Below are 18,525 nucleotides of genomic sequence, written 5' to 3' on the forward strand. Positions count from 1 at the left end.
GACGACCTGATGGACGTCACCATGGCCCGCTCCGGGCGCCGCGAACACGGACTGATCCTTGTGCTGAACTGCGGTTCATCCAGCATCAAGTTTGCGGTGTTCGATTCCTCGGCCGCGCCACTGCCGCGTCAGGCATTGTGGAATGGCAAGGTGCAGGGAATCGGCGGCGCCAACCCGGATTTCGGAGAGACCGGAGTTGCGCCGTTCTCGATCGAACTGGACACGGCACATCCGTATCGCGCCGCACTGCGCCTCATCCGCGATCGTGTCAGCCGGCGGCTCGACGGCCGCCACGTAGGTACGGTCGCCCACCGTATCGTCCACGGCGGCAGCAAATACTCCATGCCCGTGCGCCTGGACGCAAATGTCCTGGCCGACCTCAAGGGCTACATTCCTCTGGCCCCGCTGCACCAGCCATTCGCGCTCGAAGCCGTGGAGATCCTGCTGCGGGAGCAGCCAGATCTGCCACAGATGGCTTGCTTCGACACGGCCTTCCACCACACTTTGCCCCAGGTCGAGAAGATCCTGCCGTTGCCCTATGCCGCATGGGAGCGCGGTCTGCGTCGGTACGGGTTTCACGGCCTGTCGTATGAGTACATGGCAGTGGCCTTGCCCGAACGCCATGGCGACGCCGCGTGCGGGCGCACCGTCGTTGCCCACTTGGGCAGTGGCGCCAGTCTGTGCGCCATGCAAGGACTCAAAAGCGTGGCCACCACCATGGGCTTCTCCGCGCTTGACGGCCTGATGATGGGCACCCGCACCGGCGCGCTCGATCCGGGTGCGGTGCTCTACCTGATGGAAGTCGAGAAGCTCTCACTGGAGCAAGTGGGGCGCGTCCTCTATCACGAGTCCGGCCTGCTCGGCGTTTCGGGAATCTCGGCCGAGCCGCGCGTCATTGTCGGGCACGAGAACGATGCAGGCGAAACGGGGGAGCGAGCGCGCTTGGCACTGGCCCTTTACGTGCGACGCATCGTGCGCGAGATCGGGGCCCTGGTCGCCGTGCTGGGCGGTCTGGACATGTTGGTGTTCACGGCGGGTGTCGGTGAACACAATGCGTTCATTCGCGAGCGCATCTGTGCGGCGCTGGGCTTTCTGGGCATTGCCCTGGATACCGACGCCAACGCCCGCCACGCGGCGAAGATTTCCAGCGACCACAGCCAGGTCATCGTGGCGGTCGAGCCCACCAACGAAGAGTGGATAGCCGCCAGCCACGCACTGTCCTGCCTGGACAGGGAGAAGGCGCGATGACGATCGATGCCTTCCATGGATTCACGCTCGCCATCGTGCTGTTGTTCGTGGGCAAGGGCCTGGTTGCGCGTTGGGGCATCTTGCGTCGATACAGCATCCCGGAATCCCTGGTGGGCGGCCTGGCCTGCGCCCTGGTTGTCTTCGCCCTGTACTACGGTGCGGGGATCGTCGTCAGTTTCGATCTCGAAGCGCGTGACGCGCTGCTGCTGTACTTCTTTGCGGCCATTGGCCTGGGTACCGACGCCCGCACGCTGCGCCATGGTGGGCGGCCCTTGCTGATCCTGTCGGGGTTGGCCATCGGGTTCATGGTGCTGCAGAACCTGGCCGGGATGGAGATGGCACGCGCCTTCGGCCTGGATCCGCGCGCCGGGCTGATGGTGGGATCGATTTCCCTGACCGGAGGCGTGGGCACCACCTTGGCCTGGTCCGATCACTTCGTTCAAAACCTCGGCATTGCGCAAGCGCAGGAACTGGGATTGGCAGCGAACATGATCGGCCTGATCGCGGCCTGCACCATCGGCGGCCCGATCGCAAGCCTGCTCATGCGCAGGCATCGGCTTCAAGCCGGAGACAGCGCCCTGGAAATTGGCACGCTGCACAGCAATGAGCAGCATGCCCGCCTGGACTACTACGGCGTGCTGCTGGCATTGCTCTGGCTCAACTTGGCCTTGATGCTGGGATACGGAATCAATGCCTTGGTAGCGCGTACCCCCGTCACGCTGCCCGCCTTTGTGGGCTGCCTGCTGGCCGGGATTCTCCTGCGCATGGTGGCCGACTGGATGAGGCCGAGTGGGGGCGGACGTCTATGGAACTGGCCGAGCATGCAGCCAGGCATTGCCCTGGTCTCCGATATCTCACTGGGCCTGTTTCTGACCATGGCGCTGATGGGACTCAGGCTCTGGGAGCTGCAGCCCGTGCTTGCCTTCATCACGGCGGCGATGCTGGTGCAGATTGCCCTGGTCATCGCATTCGTTTTGCTGATTGTTTTTCGGGCAATGGGCAAGGATTACCAAGCCGCCGTGGTGTGCGCGGGTTTCGGCGGTATTGCGCTGGGATCTACCGCCACTGCCATCGCCAACATGACGGCGGTGACTCGGGAGCATGGTGCGGCACGCGAGGCGTTCATTGTGGTGCCCCTGGTATGTGGGTTCGTCATCGATATTGCGAACGCACTGGTAATCAGCCTGATGGCCGGTTAGGCGAAGCGAAACAGCGGAGCGAGCTGGCAGATGGATACATCGCTGACGCGCTGGCGAGGCGTCGTCGCCCAGGAAATCGCAATCGACTCCCGTTTTCAAGCAAGGGGCTCTTTCTACTTGTGCAGAAATAGAGGTAATACGCTTTGACGAATAAAAAGAACGGCAATATCGACTCAGCCATCAATCCGAAGTTGGATGGGGATGCCCATGTCGCTTGGGCACAGGCTTGGTCGTCTATTTCGCCGGAGACATCGTTGCTCGCGTGGGTGGACTGGGCGAGCCATTTAGCAAACAGTCCTGGCAAGCAAGCCGAGCTTTTGGCGTTTGCAGCCTCCCTGTCCGAGCAATGGATGGCCGTATTGAAGAAGAATCGGGCCAACCCGAACCGGGGAGCCACCGCTCCTGACCGGTCACCTGTCAATGACCGCCGCTTCAACGATCCTGCATGGGATCAATGGCCCTACGACCTTTTCCGCAGTTCATTCGTCAATCAGACCAAATGGTGGGAGCAGGCCACGCAGGGGGTGTGGGGAGTGGATCCGAAACACCAACGCCTGCTGGCGTTTGGCGCCAAACAGTGGCTGGAAATGCTTTCGCCCGCCAACGCTGCGGTTTTCAACCCCGTTGTCCTGAAAAGAACCATCGCAGAGCAAGGCGCCAATCTAGCGCGGGGGACGTCCAACTTTCTCGACGACTTGCGTCGGCAACTATCCGGCCAGCCTCCCGCGGGAACGGAGAACTTCGTCGTTGGGCGCGACGTAGCGGTCACGGAAGGAAAAGTCGTTCTGAGAAATCGACTGATCGAACTGATTCAGTACACGCCCACTACCGAGAAAGTCCATCCCGAACCGATCATGATCATTCCTGCCTGGATCATGAAGTACTACGTACTGGATCTGTCACCGCATAACTCGCTGATACGGTATCTGGTTGCGCAAGGGCATACGGTTTTTTGCATCTCCTGGAGAAATCCGGATGCTGAGGATCGAGATTTGGGCATGGATGAGTACCTGGAGTTCGGCCTGCATGCAGCGCTGGACGCTGTGACTTCCGTTGTCCCCGGGCATGGAGTCCACGCGGCTGGTTATTGCCTGGGCGGAACGCTACTGGCCATTGGTGCTTCAGCCATGGCGCGTGATGGCGATACGCGGCTGGTGTCGGTAAGCCTGCTTGCCGCACAGACGGACTTCAGCGAACCGGGCGAGCTGAGTCTTTTCATCAACGAGAGTCAAGTGGCGCTGTTGGAAGCCAGCATGGCTCAAACCGGTTATTTGACCTCCGACCAGATGAGCGGAGCTTTTCAGCTACTGCGCTCCTACGATCTCATATGGTCTCGCATGATTGACGAATACCTATTGGGCGATCGCCGGCCAATGACCGACCTGATGGCTTGGAATGCCGATGGGACTCGCCTGCCCGCGAAGATGCATTCGCAGTATCTCCGACGCCTTTACCTGAATAACGATCTCAGCGCGGGGCGTTATCCCGTCACGGGTCGCCCCGTTTCAGTGGGAGACATCGCTGTGCCGGTGTTTTGCGTCGGCACTGCCTCGGATCATATTGCGCCTTGGCGCTCGGTTTACAAGCTGCATCTCCTGTCTTCGGCCGAGCTGACTTTCGTGCTGACCACTGGAGGACACAACGGCGGCATCGTGAGCGAGCCCGGCCGAGGTAAGCGCCAATATCAAATCCATACCCGCGCGGCCGGTGATGGATACATGGCGCCGGATGAGTGGCAAGCGACGATGCAGACGCATCCGGATTCCTGGTGGCCCGCATGGTCGGCGTGGCTGCGAGAGCGTTCCGGTGATGTTGTTGCGCCTCCGCTCATAGGTGCTGAATCCAGTGGATACCCCACTGTTTGCGACGCCCCAGGGGAATATGTACGCAACTGAATAAGCGCATACCGCGTCCGCTATTGCGACACGGTATACGCAATATCTGTTCGTCACCCCGTTTTACTCTGATAACTGGAGACATTCATGTACTCAAGAATCCTGGTTCCGCTCGACGGAAGTCCTACTGCCGATTTGGCGCTCCACCACGCTGCGGTGCTGGCACGCCTGAATGGCGCAACCATCGTCTTGCTGCACGTCATCGAGGAGATGAAGCACAGCAACGGCTTCGAGAGGCCGAGGATCTATATTGAAGAAGTGAGGCCGGGCTTCCTGGCGGCCGGGCAGAAGCTGCTGGACGAGGCGGCGCTGCGGCTGAGACAGGGAGGCCTGGTGGTTGAGACCGTCCTTCTGGAAAGTAACGGCGAGCGCGTCTCGGTGCTCATCGCTCAGCAGGCACTGACTACTCAATGCGAGTTGGTGGTGTTGGGTACCCACGGACGCCGGGGCGTGGACAGGCTGCTGATGGGAAGCGATGCAGAGCAGCTCGCTCGCATCGCACCAGTTCCGGTGATGCTGGTGCGCCAGTCCCAATCGGTCATTGTGACTGCAACCCCTGGGCAGGGTGGCACGCCAGCGTGACGAAAGTTCAGTCCGCCGACCCCGCTGAATGGAGGCTGGAAGTCGCAGCCTCCTTGCTGCTGCTATTGCTGAGCGCCCCCGCACAGGCCCAGTCCTGCCACCAGGACAACCCGCTGCGCTCAACGGGAACGCTCAATCTGCGGATCGACAACGACATGTTCGGCGGCATTGGACAAGATCAAGGCTACTCCAATGGATTTCTCGTCAGCTGGGTCTCCCCCAACCTTGTGGACTATCGCGATGACCCTTGCCTACCCCGTCTCGTCCGTGGGCTGAATCGTTTTCTCACAGTGCTGCAACCCGAGGGTTTTGACGAACAGAACATGACCATCGGCTTCGGGCAGATGATGTACACCCCCAGCGACAAAACGCGCAGCGATCTGATCAAAGACGACCGCCCTTTCGCCGGCGCAATGATGTTGAGCTTTGGCTACAACGCGCGGCGCGGCGATACGCTGCGCACCTCACAAATCCGCGTCGGTGTTGTGGGCCCCTCCTCCTTGGCCAGGCAAACCCAGAACTGGTGGCATGACACCATCGGCGTCGACAAATTCAATGGCTGGCGACACCAACTGCGCGACGAGCCTGTGCTGCAGTTGCTGCACGAACGCCGAACGCGAGTCTTCAGGCAAGAAAACGTCAGCGGTTGGGGCTGGGATCTGACCCGCCACTGGGGCGGCAGCTTCGGCAATTTCGCCACCTACGCGAATGTCGGTGGAGAACTGCGCTATGGCCTGCGCCTGCCGGATGATTTAGGCACGGCACCGCTGCGGCCTGCCGGAGAAAACACCGCGCCCGTGCGCACGACCGCTGGCGGCAACTGGAACGCCCACCTCTTCGTGGCGCTAGACGCTCGCTGGGTTCTGCACGACATCACGTTGGACGGCAATACCTTCAAGTCCAGCCATAGCGTGGATAAACGGTCACTCGTGGCGGATGTCGGCTACGGCGTCGCGATTACCCAGGGCAATTGGCGCATCGCGATAGCCCGCTACCACCGCACACGCGAATTCCGGGGACAAAACGAAATCCCGGTCTACGGAACGATCACTGTAGGAAGGAAATTCTGATGCCGGTCGATTCCTTCCTCGACTCCACATGGGCCGTCCTGTTGTTATTCGTCGGCACGGGACTGATTGCTCGTGTGGAGTACTGACGCCGACCAAGCACCCGAGTTCGATAAGTGAACCAGGACAACCAATAAGAAAGGAGACAACCGCATGCAACGGCTCACCCTTGCCCTTCCAGGCAACGAACATTTCGCCGGTCGCCTCGCGCAGGCATATGGCAGCGATGTCGGCCGCATCGAAACGCGCCGATTCCCCGATGGCGAAAGCTATGTCCGATTGCATGGCGAACCTGCTGGCCAGATCGTGGATCTAATTTGCACGCTGACCCATCCAGACCCGCAGTTCCTGCTCCTGGCTTTTGCCGCGGACGCCGTGCGAGAGCTTGGCGCGCGCGAGGTGAACCTGGTTGCACCCTACCTGGCCTACATGCGCCACGACAAGCGATTCCATGACGGCGAAAGCGTGACGTCGCGGACTTTCGCACGCTTGGTCTCATCGACGTTCGACAAGCTGCTCACGGTGGATCCGCATCTGCACCGCTATCCGACACTATCAGCGGTCTACACAATCCCCACCATCACCTTGCATGCCGCGCCACTGCTGGCCGACTGGATCGCGAATCATGTCGAAGAACCCTTGATCGTGGGCCCCGACGAGGAAAGCCAGCAATGGGCCGGCGCCATCGCGTCCCGCATCGGCGTACCGCACGCTGTGCTTCGCAAGACACGCCATGGCGATCGCAGCGTGGACATCGATGTTCCCGACCTGTCGATCTGGCGCGGCAGAACGCCGGTGCTTGTGGACGACATCGCATCCTCGGGCCGCACGCTCGCCGTCGCGGCGCGCAAACTCGCCGAGCAAGGAATGCGCAAGCCGGAGTGCGAGTGGTGCATGCCCTGTTCGCCGAGGATGCCTGGGCCCAATTGACACCGTTGTTTGCCCGAATTACGTCCACCGACGCAGTACCGCATCCGAGCAACCGGATTGGTCTCGCTTCGCTGATTGCCGACGCTCTCTCTAGCGGGAAAACCGATCCGCGAGGCTGATCTTTTTATCGATCCAACTATTTTCAAGGAGACCTGAAATGTCCTCTCAGGCTAACCTCGCAACCGATTGGCGTGCCGGTTACGGGCCCATCGCGCACCGGTCTGAAACCATCGAACGTATGCAGGCCCTCGTGCACCGTCTGGTCGCGCAAAGGCGTATAGCAGACGAAGCCTCGGCCCATGCGCTGCTGGCTGCAGCCGACCGGGTGGCCTGCACGGCCATGAGCGTAGTGGCGCATATGACCTATGCCCGGCGCATCGACCGAAGCGGCTGCCCCCTGGGCTCCGATGATTTCAAACAAACGCCCGAAGGCCACACCGGCGGCTCGCTCAACATGGTGCCAGCCTTCGTGGGTTATCTGTTGGCCAACGCGCTGACCGGGACGACACGCGGCTGGCTCATGGGGCAGGGGCACTGCGTGGCCGCGATCGAGGCGGTGAACGCACTGACCGGCGATGTGTCCGCCGCCCAGCGTGGACGCTACGACCGCAGCGAGGCGGGCCTGTCGCGTTTGATCGGGGACTTCTACTCCTATGCCATCGATAAGCAGGGGCGACCCGCGGTACCGCTGGGTAGCCATGCCGGGCCGAACACGGCCGGCGCGATCTCCGAAGGCGGCTATCTGGGGTTCGCCGGGCTGCAGTATGTGCACACGCCGTTGCCGGGAGAAAGCCTGGTGGCATTCCTCAGTGATGGCGCTTTCGAGGAACAACGTGGCTCGGACTGGGCGCCGCGCTGGTGGCGCGCCGAGGACTGCGGCTTCGCCATCCCGGTCATGATTCTCAACGGACGGCGCATCGAGCAGCGCACCCAGATCGTGCAGGAAGGTGGCGCTGCCTGGCTGGCCGAAGACCTGCGCCACAACGGCTTCGATCCCGTCATCGTCGATGGACGCGATCCAGTGGCGATCGCATGGGCCATTGTTGAAGCCGAAGACACGCTGAGCGCCTTCGCTGCACGCTCGGATCGGCGCTATCCGGTCAAGCTGCCTTACGTGATCGCCGAGACGGAGAAAGGTTTTGGCTTCCCGGGCGCGGCGACCAATGCCGCCCACAACCTGCCGCTGAACGGCAATCCGCGCGAGGATGCGCAGGCACGCGAGGCCTTCAACGCAGGGGCTGCGGCGCTGTTCGTGCCTGAGAGCGAACTGGCAAACGCGTTCACCGTCCTGGCGAATCACGGCCAGAGCCAGCGCTCGCGCGAAAGCGAGCACCCCATGGCCCGACGCCATCCAGCGAGCCCTCATCTGCCGATGCCGGCCTGGGTGCCAACCGAGGTGTCGGGCAGCGCCATGTCCGCACTGGACCGTTGGTTCGTGGAGCTAGTGCAGGCAAATCCACAGTTGCGCATCCGGATCGGCAATCCCGATGAACTGGCCAGCAACAAGATGGGTGCCACGCTGGCGCTGCTCAGGCACCGCGTCAACGTGCCCGAACCCGGCGCCCCGGAATCGACGGATGGCTCGGTGGTCACCGCACTCAATGAAGAAGCCGTTGCGGCCGCCGCCCTCGCCAACAAAGGGGGGCTGAACCTGATCGTCAGCTACGAGGCCTTCGCGGCCAAGATGCTTGGATTGATGCGCCAGGAGATCATCTTCGCGCGTCGGCAGAAGGAACTGGGCCAGCCGCCAGGCTGGATCTCCGTCCCGCTGATCGTCACATCCCACACCTGGGAGAACAGCAAGAACGAGCAGTCACACCAGGACCCGACCATTGGCGAAGCATTGCTGGGGGAGATGTCGGACACCGCACGCGTGTTGTTCCCGGTGGATGCCAACACGGCGTGCGCCGCGCTGCGAGCGGTCTACGCCAGCCGGGGCCAAGTGGCTTGTGTTGTGGTCTCCAAGCGCGACACGCCGAATCACTTCAATGCCGCCGCCGCTCAATCGCTGATCGAGCACGGCGCAGCCCATGTAGCCGGCGATCCGGCTACAGCACAACTGCAGTTCGTGGCGATTGGCGCCTACCAGTTGGAGGAAGCGCTCAAAGCCCACGCCCGCCTGGGGCACCATGGGTTTACGTCGTGCGTCACCATGGCGATCGAGCCCGGCCGTCTGCGCATTCCACGAGACGACCTTGAGGCCGCCTTCGTGCTCGGTGACGAAGCACTGCAAGCGCTCTTCCCGCCTCACCTGCCGCGCGTGTTGATGAGCCATACCCGCCCTGAGCCGATGCTGGGCGTGCTGCGCCGCATTGACAGCGGCCCCTCGAAGACGCGGGCTTTGGGCTACATCAACCGCGGCGGCACACTCGATGTGGCTGGAATGCTGATCGCCAACCGCTGCACCTGGGCGGACGCCATCTATGCGGCTGCGCAAGTGACCGGCTGGAACAGTTCGCAGGTTGCTGCGGCCGCGACCGACGCGCGAATTTCAAGTGGTTCTGACGCGGTCCGCGGCGACCGCGCCGGTTCCTGATTTCACAACCCACCAACAAGAGAGGAGACAACTACATGCTCTCATTGACCAGCCTGGGTGGTGCCGGCACCGTCACCGGCTCCAAGCACCTTATCACCCATGGCAATACCCGCATCCTGATCGACTGCGGACTGTTCCAGGGATTGAAAAACCTGCGCGAACTTAATTGGCAGCGCCTGGCCGTTGAACCCAAGGACATCGATGCGGTCGTACTGACGCATGCGCACCTGGATCATTGTGGGTATCTGCCCCGATTGGTGCTGGACGGGTTCCGCGGGAAGATTTTCTCGACCTCAGCCACGCGAGATGTCGCCGAACTCATCCTGCTCGACAGTGCCTGGTTGCAAGAGAAGGACGCCGAGTTCGCCAATCGAAAAGGATTTTCCAAACACAAGCCAGCCCTTCCGCTGTATCGGGTTCGGGATGCAGAACGTGCGCTCCTGCAGTTCAAACCGGTGCCGCTGCATCAAGAGACGGAATTGCCGGGCAATGCCCGTCTACTGCTGCGCAGCGCTGGTCACATTCTTGGGGCGGCGACGGTTCAGATCGACATTGGCGGCAAGCGTTTGGTGTTCTCCGGCGACCTGGGGCGCTATGACGATGTGGTCATGCCTGATCCTGAACCCGTCACGGCAGCGGACTACATCATCATCGAGTCCACCTATGGCAATCGTCGTCATGACCGTTCCGATGCCGTCGAAGCGCTGGGCGACATCATCGAGCGCACGACTCGCCGCGGAGGCACCGTAGTGATTCCCGCTTTTGCCGTTGGACGCGCGCAGTCGTTGATCTATGACCTATGGCTGTTGCGACAGCGCGGTCGGCTCCGCACCGTGCCCGTCTATCTGGACAGTCCCATGGCCACCAGCGCAACTGCGCTGCTGCACCGCCATGCCGACGACCACAAGCTCGCACAACACGATTTCGAGGCGGCATTCTCAGAAGTCACATACATGCGCGACGTTGAAGAGTCCAAGGCGCTATCGGCGAATCGCTACCCCAAGGTGATTATTTCCGCCAGCGGCATGGCCACCGGTGGCCGCGTGCTGCATCACATAGAAGCGTTTGGCGGCAGTCATCAGAACACGCTGCTGTTCTCTGGATTCCAGGCAGCAGGTACGCGCGGACGCAAGCTGCTTGAGGGCGCTCGCGAAGTCAAAATTCATGGGCGCTGGATGCCGATCAAGGCGGAGGTCGCCGAGCTTGCGATGTTGTCGGCTCATGCCGACAGCGATGAGCTGATGCGATGGCTGCGCAGCTTTACCAAGGCACCGGAAAGAGTGTTCATTGTTCACGGTGAATCCGATGCCTCCGAGGCGCTGCGCGAACGTATCCAGCGCGAACTCAATTGGCACGCATCGGTGTCCATGCAAAACCAGGAATTCGCCCTGTGAGTGCCCGCATCACCCCCCAGACACCCGCCTTGCAAGCATTGCGCATGCGACTGCATGCCCAGCATCAACCCGTCGTCTTGATGCGTACCGATTGCCATGTCTGCCGTGCCGAAGGGCTGGCACCGCGGTCACAGGTACTGATCATTGCCGGCGACCGCACTGTGCAAGCGCTACTGTACCAAATCGACAGCGATCTGCTCAAAACCGGACAGATCGCTCTGTCCGAGGCCGCCTGGGATGCCCTGGACATTCATGAGGGCGATCTTGTGCAGGTTCGGCATCCTCCGCTGCTCGAATCGTTGTCGGCCGTGCGTGCGCGAATTCACGGCCACCGACTGCAAACGACGGAGTTGCAGGCGATCGTCCGTGATGTGGTCGATGGTCGCTATACCGATGTCGCACTTTCGGCCTTCCTGACCGCAACGGCGGTACTGCCTCTGGATATGCAAGAGACCATCCATCTCACCCGTGCGATGGTCGATGTCGGAGATCACCTGCAATGGCAGGCTCCGATTGTTGTGGACAAGCATTGCGTGGGCGGATTACCGGGAAATCGCACCACGCCGTTGGTGGTTGCCATCGCCGCAGCCAATGGATTGGTGATGCCCAAGACCTCATCACGCGCCATCACCTCTCCCGCTGGCACCGCGGACACCATGGAAACGCTGGCTCCTGTAGACCTGGACCTGGATACGCTCAGAAAGGTCGTGGAGAAAGAGGGTGGATGCGTGGCGTGGGGCGGCGCGATGCACCTCAGCCCCGCGGACGACATCTTCGTGCGTATTGAGCGTGAACTGGATATCGACACGCAAGGACAACTGATTGCCTCGGTGTTATCCAAGAAGATTGCAGCAGGGGCGACCCACATCGTGATCGATATTCCGGTTGGGCCAACCGCAAAAGTCCGCAGCCGGGAAACTGCCGAGCATCTTGCGCATCACCTTTCGGAAGTCGCCGCGTCATTTGGCCTTGTATTGCGTTGCCTGTTTACAGACGGGAATCAGCCTGTCGGCAGAGGTATCGGCCCGGCGTTGGAGGCGCGCGACGTGTTGGCCGTATTGCGCAACGAGGCGGATGCGCCGCAAGACCTATGTGACCGCGTGGCGTTGGTCGCGGGCGCGGTGCTTGAGCTTGGCGGTGTCGCCAAAGAAGGGGACGGACTTCGGTTGGCTCACGAGACGATCAGCAGTGGCCGCGCCTGGGAAAAATTTCAGAGAATCTGCGCGGCTCAGGGGGGATTTCGTGAGCCGCCCCAAGCTCTCTATGTCGAACCGCTTTTGGCAACCACTTCAGGCCGAGCAGTACACATCGACAACCGTAAGCTGTCCCGTTTAGCCAAATTAGCCGGAGCGCCTGAGAGTCCAGCCGCAGGGATTCAATTGCAAGTGCGCTTAGGTGACGAGGTAACACGCGGACAATCATTGATTTTTTTGCATGCGCAAACCTCTGGAGAGATGGCCTATGCACTCGCATACGTGCATGACATTGGTGACATCGTAAAGATTGAACCTTAGCGCCGTAGATAAACAGGGCTCTTGAATGCTCAGTCAAACACAGCCCGGCCTCTCGTTTGGAAAAGTTGAACGCCTACATCTCGTGCTCAAAGAGCATATGCAAAAAACATCGCCTAGAAGTTTTCAACCTGCATAGCGTGGAGCAAATAGAAGGAGGTCGTCAGCGTCTGAATAGGAACATTGCTCATGGAACTGCGACACCTGCGTTGCTTTATCGTTTTGGCCGAAGAGCTTCATTTCACACGGGCCGCCGAGCGCCTGCATATCGAGCAACCCCCTTTATCTCGCGCCATCAAAGAGCTTGAAGACGAACTGGGGGTGGTACTTTTCGACCGAAATCGCCGTGGAACCGTTCTGACCGCAGCAGGTGCTGCCTTCTTGCAGGATATTCGACGCCTGCTCACCGTCCTGGAGCAGGCACGAGAAAACGCCAAGGCTGTCGCCTCAGGCTTGCGAGGCAGCTTGCGCATTGCAGTGTCCGATGGTGCGATCGATCCTCGACTGTCAGCATTTCTGGTCCGCTGCCGCGCAGAGGAACCGGAGATAGAGATACGCCTATCCGAGGTGCCGTTGGCCGAGCAGCTACGCGGCTTGCGGTCAGGCGACTTCACGATCGGATTCGCGCACACGGCCGAAGTCGGTGACGACATTGTTGCCGAACCCATCTGGCGGGATCCGTTGGTGATCGCCGTGCCAGCTCGGCACGCGCTGCTCGTCCACAAGAAGGTCCCACTTCATGAACTCCGGGGGCATCCGCTTGTCTTGTGCGACCCTCACGCATGCGAGGGGTACTGCCGCGAATTGGGGCGGCTCTTGCAGGTGCTGGAGCACAAGCTGAACATCGTCGAGGAAGTGTCTTCGCTGGACATGATGCTCACGCTGGTCGGTGCAGGATATGGCGTCGGCTTCATGACGGCGACCAAGATTCCGGTCTGCCAATGGCCGGATGTGGTGATTCGTCCCTTGGCGATGGATTCCGCGGTGATCACCACCTACTTGCTTCGGCCTGAAAGCAACAGTTTGTCGGCTTCGCTGGAGCGGTTTATCGCTCGGTTACGCGACTCGTCCGACGGTTGACGGAGTCCTGCCGGCGGACATCCTCAAGGATCGGTTTCGGCACGCAGATTGCGTTCGGTCGCCGTCATCAGTTCAGCCGCGCTTATCCTGAGCGCCGTAGAAATTCTCAGTATGAGAGGCAGTGTGGGCACGTGCTCACCGCGCTCGATCTTGCCCATGTGCGAGCGCGAGATGACTGCCCGAGACGCGAACTCGTCTTGCGCGACTCCCTGAGCGACGCGGGCAGCGCGCACGGCCTGTCCGAAGGCCAACGCCGACTCGGATTCATACGTTGATGTGCCAGTAGGGCGGCCTGGCTGGATTGTTGATTTCTGCATTAGCAGAAGCGTCAAACAATCTTCCAAAATTAACCACGTTATTTTTAACGACGTTAAACTTCACTCTTAACCACGATGTTGGTTCGCCTTCCTGGCCAGATCGCTTCTTGGGGGTCCTCATGCATGCCACCAGGCAGTTTTCTCATTTCAGGCTTGCTATAGCACCCGGGGTGCCGTCCTCATGCCTCTCCACGCTTCTCGCCCTGCAGCGCACGGAAGAGCCGGACACCCCCATCGCCTTCTTTGAAGCCTCGGGTGACGACCTGGTGATCGGCCTTGAAGAAGGCCGCTATGACGCAGGAATATCGCTTCGGCACGTGAGTGCTCCGTTCCTGAGAAGCCAGCCTTTGTGGATCGATAACATGGCTGTCGCCATGCCATTGCGGTCTTCCTTGCTTGGCCGGGCAACGCTCACGACCGCCGAGGTTCTGGACTACCCCGGGTTTCGCTGGCAAGCAGAGACCTGCCCGCTGCTGGATCAGCGGTTGTCCTCCTTCCCGCCGCTGAGCGAGCAGAGCATGCAGCATGTCACTTCGTTTGAGATTTTGGCGCTATGGGTCGCCGCTGGCTATGGCGTCGGGATCTCTGCGCAATCGCGTATTGAGCGCGCCCATGCCTGGGGCATCACCATGCGGCCGCTTTCTGATGCTCCCTACGAGGTCGTGACACATCTGCAGCGGCCCAGGGAGCGAGCCAGCGCCATTTCTGAGCTGTTCGAGCGCAGGGCGATGCAGGTTGCCAAAGATAGCGCGGCCTACTCGAATACCCGATAGCTCACTCGCGCTGCGTGCTCTCCACTCAGATGCCGATGCCAGGCATCCGTAATCGGCGCGGGAATTCACTGCTTCCTGGTAATTGCAACGGCACGCGCTGTCAATGCGCCAGCATCGCGTTTTCATCTCTGGCAACATGACGAATTAAACCGGCCTTATGGAGATGCCAATGGTTGGAAGTAGTTGGGACCGAGTACCCATCGACTCGCAAAGCATCGATGCGCCACTGTCGCGCGCGGCGGTGTTTCTCACATTGACGGTCGCCGAGGGCCGAGAGTCCCTGCAGGCGGTCGCCGGCGTCCTGGACGGCCTGGACGACCTGATCAAGACGGTGTGACCTGCTCTAGGATTTTCGTACCAGCGTAGTTTTGGGAAAATGGCTTCCAAGGAGAGATGGAAGCGATGAAGAAGTCCCGATATAGCGAAGAGCAGATCGTGCGGATCCTGCGTGAGACGGACAAGGATCCGGTGGCCGAGGTCGCCAAGCGTCATGGCGTCAGCGAGCAGAGCATCTATGGCTGGCGCAAGCGGTATGGCGAGTTCAGCGTTGATGAGGTGCGGCGCCTGAAGGATCTGGAGGCAGAGAACACGCGGCTGCGCAAGATGCTGGTTGACCGCGACCTTGAGCTGGAGGTCATGAAGGAGATCAACAAGCGAAAGTGGTAAGCGTACGAGCTCGGCAGGAACAGGTCCGCCAAGCCTGCTCCATGGGGTTGTCCGAACGCCGGGCTTGTACGCTGCTTGAGGTATCTCGATCGGGGTTTCGCTACGAGCGCACGAAGGCGACAGCCGACGAGCCGGTCTCGCAAAAGATGAAGGAGTTGGCCTTGCAGTATCCACGCTACGGTTACCGACGTATTCGCATCTTCATGGCGCGCGAGGGTTACGCGATGAGTGCGGCCAGAGCCTGGCGGCTGTGGCATGAAGCGGGCTTGCAGATTGCGCGTCGTCGACCGCGCAAACGCGTGGCAGGCAGCCTGCCGCGTCCCTTGCCATCGAATTAGGCCAACCAGGTCTGGTCCTATGACTTCGTGTTCGACGCCTGTGCCAATGGGCAGCAACTAAAGTGTCTGACCATCGTCGATGAGTACACGCGGGAATGCCTGGCCATTGACGTGGCCGGATCCATCCGTACGAATCGGGTGATTGAGGTGCTGAGTCGACTGGTGAGCGAACGCGGCGCACCGCGATATCTGCGCTCCGATCATGGGCCGGAATTTGTATCGAGTGCGCTCCTGAAGTGGAGCCTGGAGCAAGGTATCGAAACCGCGCTGATCGACCCAGGCAAGCCCTGGCAGAACGGTACGACCGAAAGCTTCAATGGCAAGTTGCGCGACGAATGCCTGAGCCTTGAATGGTTCCGTAACCGGATCGAGGCCAGGATTGTGATCGAGGACTGGCGGCGGCATTACAACGAGGTGCGCCCGCACTCCAGTCTGGGGTATCTGACGCCGCTGCAGATGGCGCAGAGCTTGAAGAACTGTTTATCAACCAACGCCATTTCCCAGACGGCGTTGGTATGAAAAAACCGGGCAGGTCAGGTGGGCTTTCTTCGCGATCTCAACGGCCGGCTGTCGTGCATCACCGCCCTGGGATCGGCGCTGTGGGACCGTTTCCAGGCCGGAAGGCGCCCGAAAGAACTGCGTCCCTTCGCACCCATCAAGGGCGCGAAGCACACCGCGCCGGCCACGCCCGGCTCATATCCGGGCCGAGGGCGAGGACCTCTGCTTTGAATTCGAGCGCCTGCTGTTGGACCAATTGGGCAGCAGCGTGACGGTGGCCGACGAGGTGGCGTGCTTTCGCTATTTCGACTCCCGCGATCTCCTTGGCTTCGTCGATGGCACAGCCAATCCAACCGGGCACGAAATCGGCGCATCCACGCTGGTCGGCAGTGAGGATCAGGAATTCGCCGGCGGGAGCTACGTGGTGGTGCAGATGTATCTGCATCAAATGCAGCCGTGGGCTCGGCTTCCCGAGGACCAGCAAGAGCAGATCATCGGCCGGGAGATCGTCAGCAATATCGAATTGCCCGATGCGACGAGCGGCCAGAAGTCGCACAAGACCCTCGCCACGATCGTGGGTGCTGACGGTACCGAGCACGACATCCTGCGCGACAACATGCCCTTTGGCCGCCCCGGCCAAGGCGAATACGGCACCTACTTCATCGGCTACTCCAGGCATCTGTGCGTCACGCAGAAGATGCTGAAGCGCATGTTCCTCGGCGATCCGCCGGGCATGAACGACCGCCTGCTCGATTTCTCGACGGCGCACACTGGTGCCGTGTTCTTTGCGTCCGCCCCGCGCACGCTGAGCGAACTCGTGCAGGCTGTACAAGCGTAGCGCGGGGGCCGCAAGGCGCCCGCAAGGGCTGGTAGCCCTATGCGCCGTCCAGAACCACGGCGCTGTCCACCATTCGGCGAACGCTCTGCCGCACCTCCTCTGGGATAGGCCGCGGTGGGACTGTCTCTGGCGCATTCGCATGGAACTGGCCGCTTGCGATGACCTGGACCACCATGCCCAGATTGCTTGGCGTCACCAAATCGATGGCCGCGCGATCGCCCAGGTCCGGGTGTGGCCGGGTCAGCATGCGGTAAAGCTCCCACGAATCCGCTTGCGGACACTGGCGCATGAGCACCTGGGCCAGCTTGTGCTTGAGCGGCACCAGTTGCCAATCGGGAACTCGCTGGCCCCGGTTGCCCAAGCTGACGGATAGCAGTTTGCCGGCCTTCAACTCGCGGTTGATCTGGTCTTTGGACTTCCCGGCCAACTTGCCGAACAGGGGGACCGGCAGGCTGCTCGGCGATTCATAGATGGCCAGCATTTCCTCGCGCTCGCGCTGGATGGCAGATACTTCCGGTTCTGGCGCATGCGTCGGAGGCGGCGGCACCTGCGACAGCCGCTGGAACGTGATGCTCCCGTCGTTCGGCGTCACGACGATGGGAGCGGTCACCATCGACGGAACGGGTGCCGCAGAGGACGCTGCAACGATGGCGTCGGGCTTGTCCTCCTCTGCCATGGCCGGCACGCCCTCGATGTGAATGGTGAGGTGCGCGCTGGCCGCCTCCACCTGGCCCTGTTCGAGCAGGTCGAGGCGATCCGCCCAGTCCTGCATCATCCGGCGGCGCGGCTCAACGTACTTGGCATGGTTGTAAGCCGAACTCACCTTGTTCGGGTCGGAGTGCGAGAGCTGCGCGTCCACCCAAATCTTGGGGTAGCCGATCTCGTTGAGCGCCGTCGAAATCGTTCCCCGGATGCCGTGGCCGGTCAGTTGGTCCTCGTAGCCCATCCGCTTCAAGGCGGCATTGAGGGTGTTCTCGCTGATGCGCTTCTTGAGTTCGCTGCGGTGCGCCAGCAGGTGGCGCTGGGCCGGCCGTATCACCCCCAGAAGGTAGCTCACGATCTCGATGGCTTGAAGGGACAGCGGTACGATGTAGGGCGGCACATCCTGGGGGCGCTTGCCGGCCTTGCGCATCTCATCCTGAAGCTGCTTGACGATCTGGGGCGGAATGATCCAGAGGCCGCGGTCCAGGTCGAACTGATCCGGGGTCGCCAGCCGCAGCTCGCCGGTTCGCACCCCGGTCAGGAACAGCAGCCGGATGCCGAGCTGGGTCTGCCAGCCACGCGGGTTGTAGAGCCGGAGCTTCTGAAGGAATTCCGGCAGCTCGGGCAAATGCAAGTACGGGTTGTGGTTCACCGGAGGCTTGGGCTCCGCCACCACATCCAGGTCAGAAGCCGGATTGGCCTCCAGCCCCTCGACGATCACGAGGGCATAGCGGAACAACTGGCTCAACCAGGTGCGGACCTTTTCTGCCGTGGTGAAAGCCTTGCGTTCCTCGATTCTTGCCAGGACGCCCAGAAGCTGGGGCCGGCGAATGTCGTAGATCGACATCTTCCCGAGGGCGGGCAGCACGTCCTTGCCGAAAATCCGCAGGATCTGCGAGAGGGTGCTTTGACGGCCTTCCTTGAGTTCCTTGCGCCGATGCTCGACCCAGG

At 61.2% G+C, this 18,525-nt stretch carries 16 protein-coding genes and 1 pseudogene; 15 read left to right on the forward strand and 2 right to left on the reverse strand.

Annotated features, from left to right (window positions below; translation table 11 throughout):
- The first annotated feature begins 9 nt into the window (after positions 1-9).
- The 10 genes from APY03_RS21055 to APY03_RS21100 all read left to right on the forward strand — a co-directional run bounded on the left by APY03_RS21055 (position 10) and on the right by APY03_RS21100 (position 13,442).
- Complete coding sequence (locus APY03_RS21055) at positions 10-1,248, forward strand: acetate/propionate family kinase (RefSeq protein ID WP_054668798.1); 1,239 nt, start codon at positions 10-12, stop codon at positions 1,246-1,248.
- Entirely contained in the window at positions 1,245-2,447 is a 1,203-nt protein-coding gene (gltS, locus tag APY03_RS21060; RefSeq protein ID WP_068679683.1) for a sodium/glutamate symporter, read from the forward strand. The genes APY03_RS21055 and gltS overlap by 4 nt, the downstream gene beginning before the upstream one ends.
- 143 nt (positions 2,448-2,590) lie before the next feature.
- Positions 2,591-4,342 carry a PHA/PHB synthase family protein gene (locus APY03_RS21065; protein ID WP_083944494.1) on the forward strand — a complete coding sequence of 584 codons (1,752 nt, stop codon included), beginning with the start codon at positions 2,591-2,593 and terminating at the stop codon, positions 4,340-4,342.
- A gap of 87 nt (positions 4,343-4,429) precedes the next feature.
- Positions 4,430-4,924 (forward strand): universal stress protein, encoded by a 495-nt coding sequence (locus APY03_RS21070; protein WP_003050031.1) that lies wholly within the window; start codon positions 4,430-4,432, stop codon positions 4,922-4,924.
- Positions 4,921-5,994, forward strand: coding sequence for a lipid A deacylase LpxR family protein (locus APY03_RS21075; RefSeq protein WP_068679685.1), 1,074 nt, complete (start codon positions 4,921-4,923; stop codon positions 5,992-5,994). The genes APY03_RS21070 and APY03_RS21075 overlap by 4 nt, the downstream gene beginning before the upstream one ends.
- 150 nt (positions 5,995-6,144) lie before the next feature.
- Positions 6,145-6,921 carry a ribose-phosphate pyrophosphokinase gene (locus APY03_RS21080; RefSeq protein ID WP_232081081.1) on the forward strand — a complete coding sequence of 259 codons (777 nt, stop codon included), beginning with the start codon at positions 6,145-6,147 and terminating at the stop codon, positions 6,919-6,921.
- A 157-nt stretch (positions 6,922-7,078) separates the two neighbouring features.
- Entirely contained in the window at positions 7,079-9,457 is a 2,379-nt protein-coding gene (locus tag APY03_RS21085; RefSeq protein ID WP_068679687.1) for a xylulose 5-phosphate 3-epimerase, read from the forward strand.
- Between the two features lie 35 nt (positions 9,458-9,492).
- Entirely contained in the window at positions 9,493-10,851 is a 1,359-nt protein-coding gene (locus APY03_RS21090) for an MBL fold metallo-hydrolase (RefSeq protein ID WP_046482875.1), read from the forward strand.
- A complete protein-coding gene (locus APY03_RS21095) occupies positions 10,848-12,365 on the forward strand; it encodes a thymidine phosphorylase family protein (protein WP_068679689.1) in 1,518 nt (505 codons plus the stop codon). Before APY03_RS21090 ends, APY03_RS21095 begins: the two co-directional genes overlap by 4 nt.
- Before the next feature lie 186 nt (positions 12,366-12,551).
- Positions 12,552-13,442, forward strand: coding sequence for a LysR family transcriptional regulator (locus APY03_RS21100; RefSeq protein ID WP_012112374.1), 891 nt, complete (start codon positions 12,552-12,554; stop codon positions 13,440-13,442).
- A gap of 23 nt (positions 13,443-13,465) precedes the next feature.
- Here APY03_RS21100 and APY03_RS21105 read toward each other — a convergent pair whose 3' ends face one another.
- A complete protein-coding gene (locus APY03_RS21105) occupies positions 13,466-13,759 on the reverse strand; it encodes a helix-turn-helix domain-containing protein (RefSeq protein ID WP_012112375.1) in 294 nt (97 codons plus the stop codon).
- Here APY03_RS21105 and APY03_RS21110 point away from each other — a divergent pair.
- From APY03_RS21110 to APY03_RS21125, 5 genes and pseudogenes are all read left to right on the forward strand, one after another.
- Positions 13,744-14,532, forward strand: a complete 789-nt coding sequence (locus tag APY03_RS21110) for a substrate-binding domain-containing protein (protein WP_443082837.1) — start codon at positions 13,744-13,746, stop codon at positions 14,530-14,532. The two genes, APY03_RS21105 and APY03_RS21110, sit on opposite strands and share 16 nt — an antisense overlap.
- A gap of 169 nt (positions 14,533-14,701) precedes the next feature.
- Positions 14,702-14,869 (forward strand): hypothetical protein, encoded by a 168-nt coding sequence (locus APY03_RS41675; RefSeq protein ID WP_232081082.1) that lies wholly within the window; start codon positions 14,702-14,704, stop codon positions 14,867-14,869.
- A 65-nt stretch (positions 14,870-14,934) separates the two neighbouring features.
- Positions 14,935-16,055 (forward strand): annotated as a pseudogene (locus APY03_RS21120) (IS3 family transposase).
- Between the two features lie 18 nt (positions 16,056-16,073).
- Positions 16,074-16,265 (forward strand): Dyp-type peroxidase domain-containing protein, encoded by a 192-nt coding sequence (locus APY03_RS45380; protein WP_269475622.1) that lies wholly within the window; start codon positions 16,074-16,076, stop codon positions 16,263-16,265.
- 16 nt (positions 16,266-16,281) lie between these two features.
- A complete protein-coding gene (locus tag APY03_RS21125) occupies positions 16,282-16,872 on the forward strand; it encodes a Dyp-type peroxidase (RefSeq protein ID WP_269475623.1) in 591 nt (196 codons plus the stop codon).
- 37 nt (positions 16,873-16,909) lie between these two features.
- Here APY03_RS21125 and APY03_RS21130 read toward each other — a convergent pair.
- On the reverse strand, positions 16,910-18,525 hold a 1,616-nt coding region (locus APY03_RS21130; protein ID WP_232324359.1), incomplete at its 5' end, for a tyrosine-type recombinase/integrase.

The sequence above is a fragment of the Variovorax sp. WDL1 genome, from assembly GCF_001541225.1.
Lineage (GTDB): Bacteria > Pseudomonadota > Gammaproteobacteria > Burkholderiales > Burkholderiaceae_C > Variovorax.

Coding starts and splice junctions, on each gene's coding strand:
- APY03_RS21055 (WP_054668798.1), top strand. CDS start 10: ATGGACGTCACCATGGCCCGCTCCGGGCGCCGCGAACACGGACTGATC.
- gltS (WP_068679683.1), top strand. CDS start 1,245: ATGACGATCGATGCCTTCCATGGATTCACGCTCGCCATCGTGCTGTTG.
- APY03_RS21070 (WP_003050031.1), top strand. CDS start 4,430: ATGTACTCAAGAATCCTGGTTCCGCTCGACGGAAGTCCTACTGCCGAT.
- APY03_RS21080 (WP_232081081.1), top strand. CDS start 6,145: ATGCAACGGCTCACCCTTGCCCTTCCAGGCAACGAACATTTCGCCGGT.
- APY03_RS21085 (WP_068679687.1), top strand. CDS start 7,079: ATGTCCTCTCAGGCTAACCTCGCAACCGATTGGCGTGCCGGTTACGGG.
- APY03_RS21090 (WP_046482875.1), top strand. CDS start 9,493: ATGCTCTCATTGACCAGCCTGGGTGGTGCCGGCACCGTCACCGGCTCC.
- APY03_RS21100 (WP_012112374.1), top strand. CDS start 12,552: ATGGAACTGCGACACCTGCGTTGCTTTATCGTTTTGGCCGAAGAGCTT.
- APY03_RS21105 (WP_012112375.1), bottom strand. CDS start 13,759: ATGCAGAAATCAACAATCCAGCCAGGCCGCCCTACTGGCACATCAACG.
- APY03_RS41675 (WP_232081082.1), top strand. CDS start 14,702: ATGGTTGGAAGTAGTTGGGACCGAGTACCCATCGACTCGCAAAGCATC.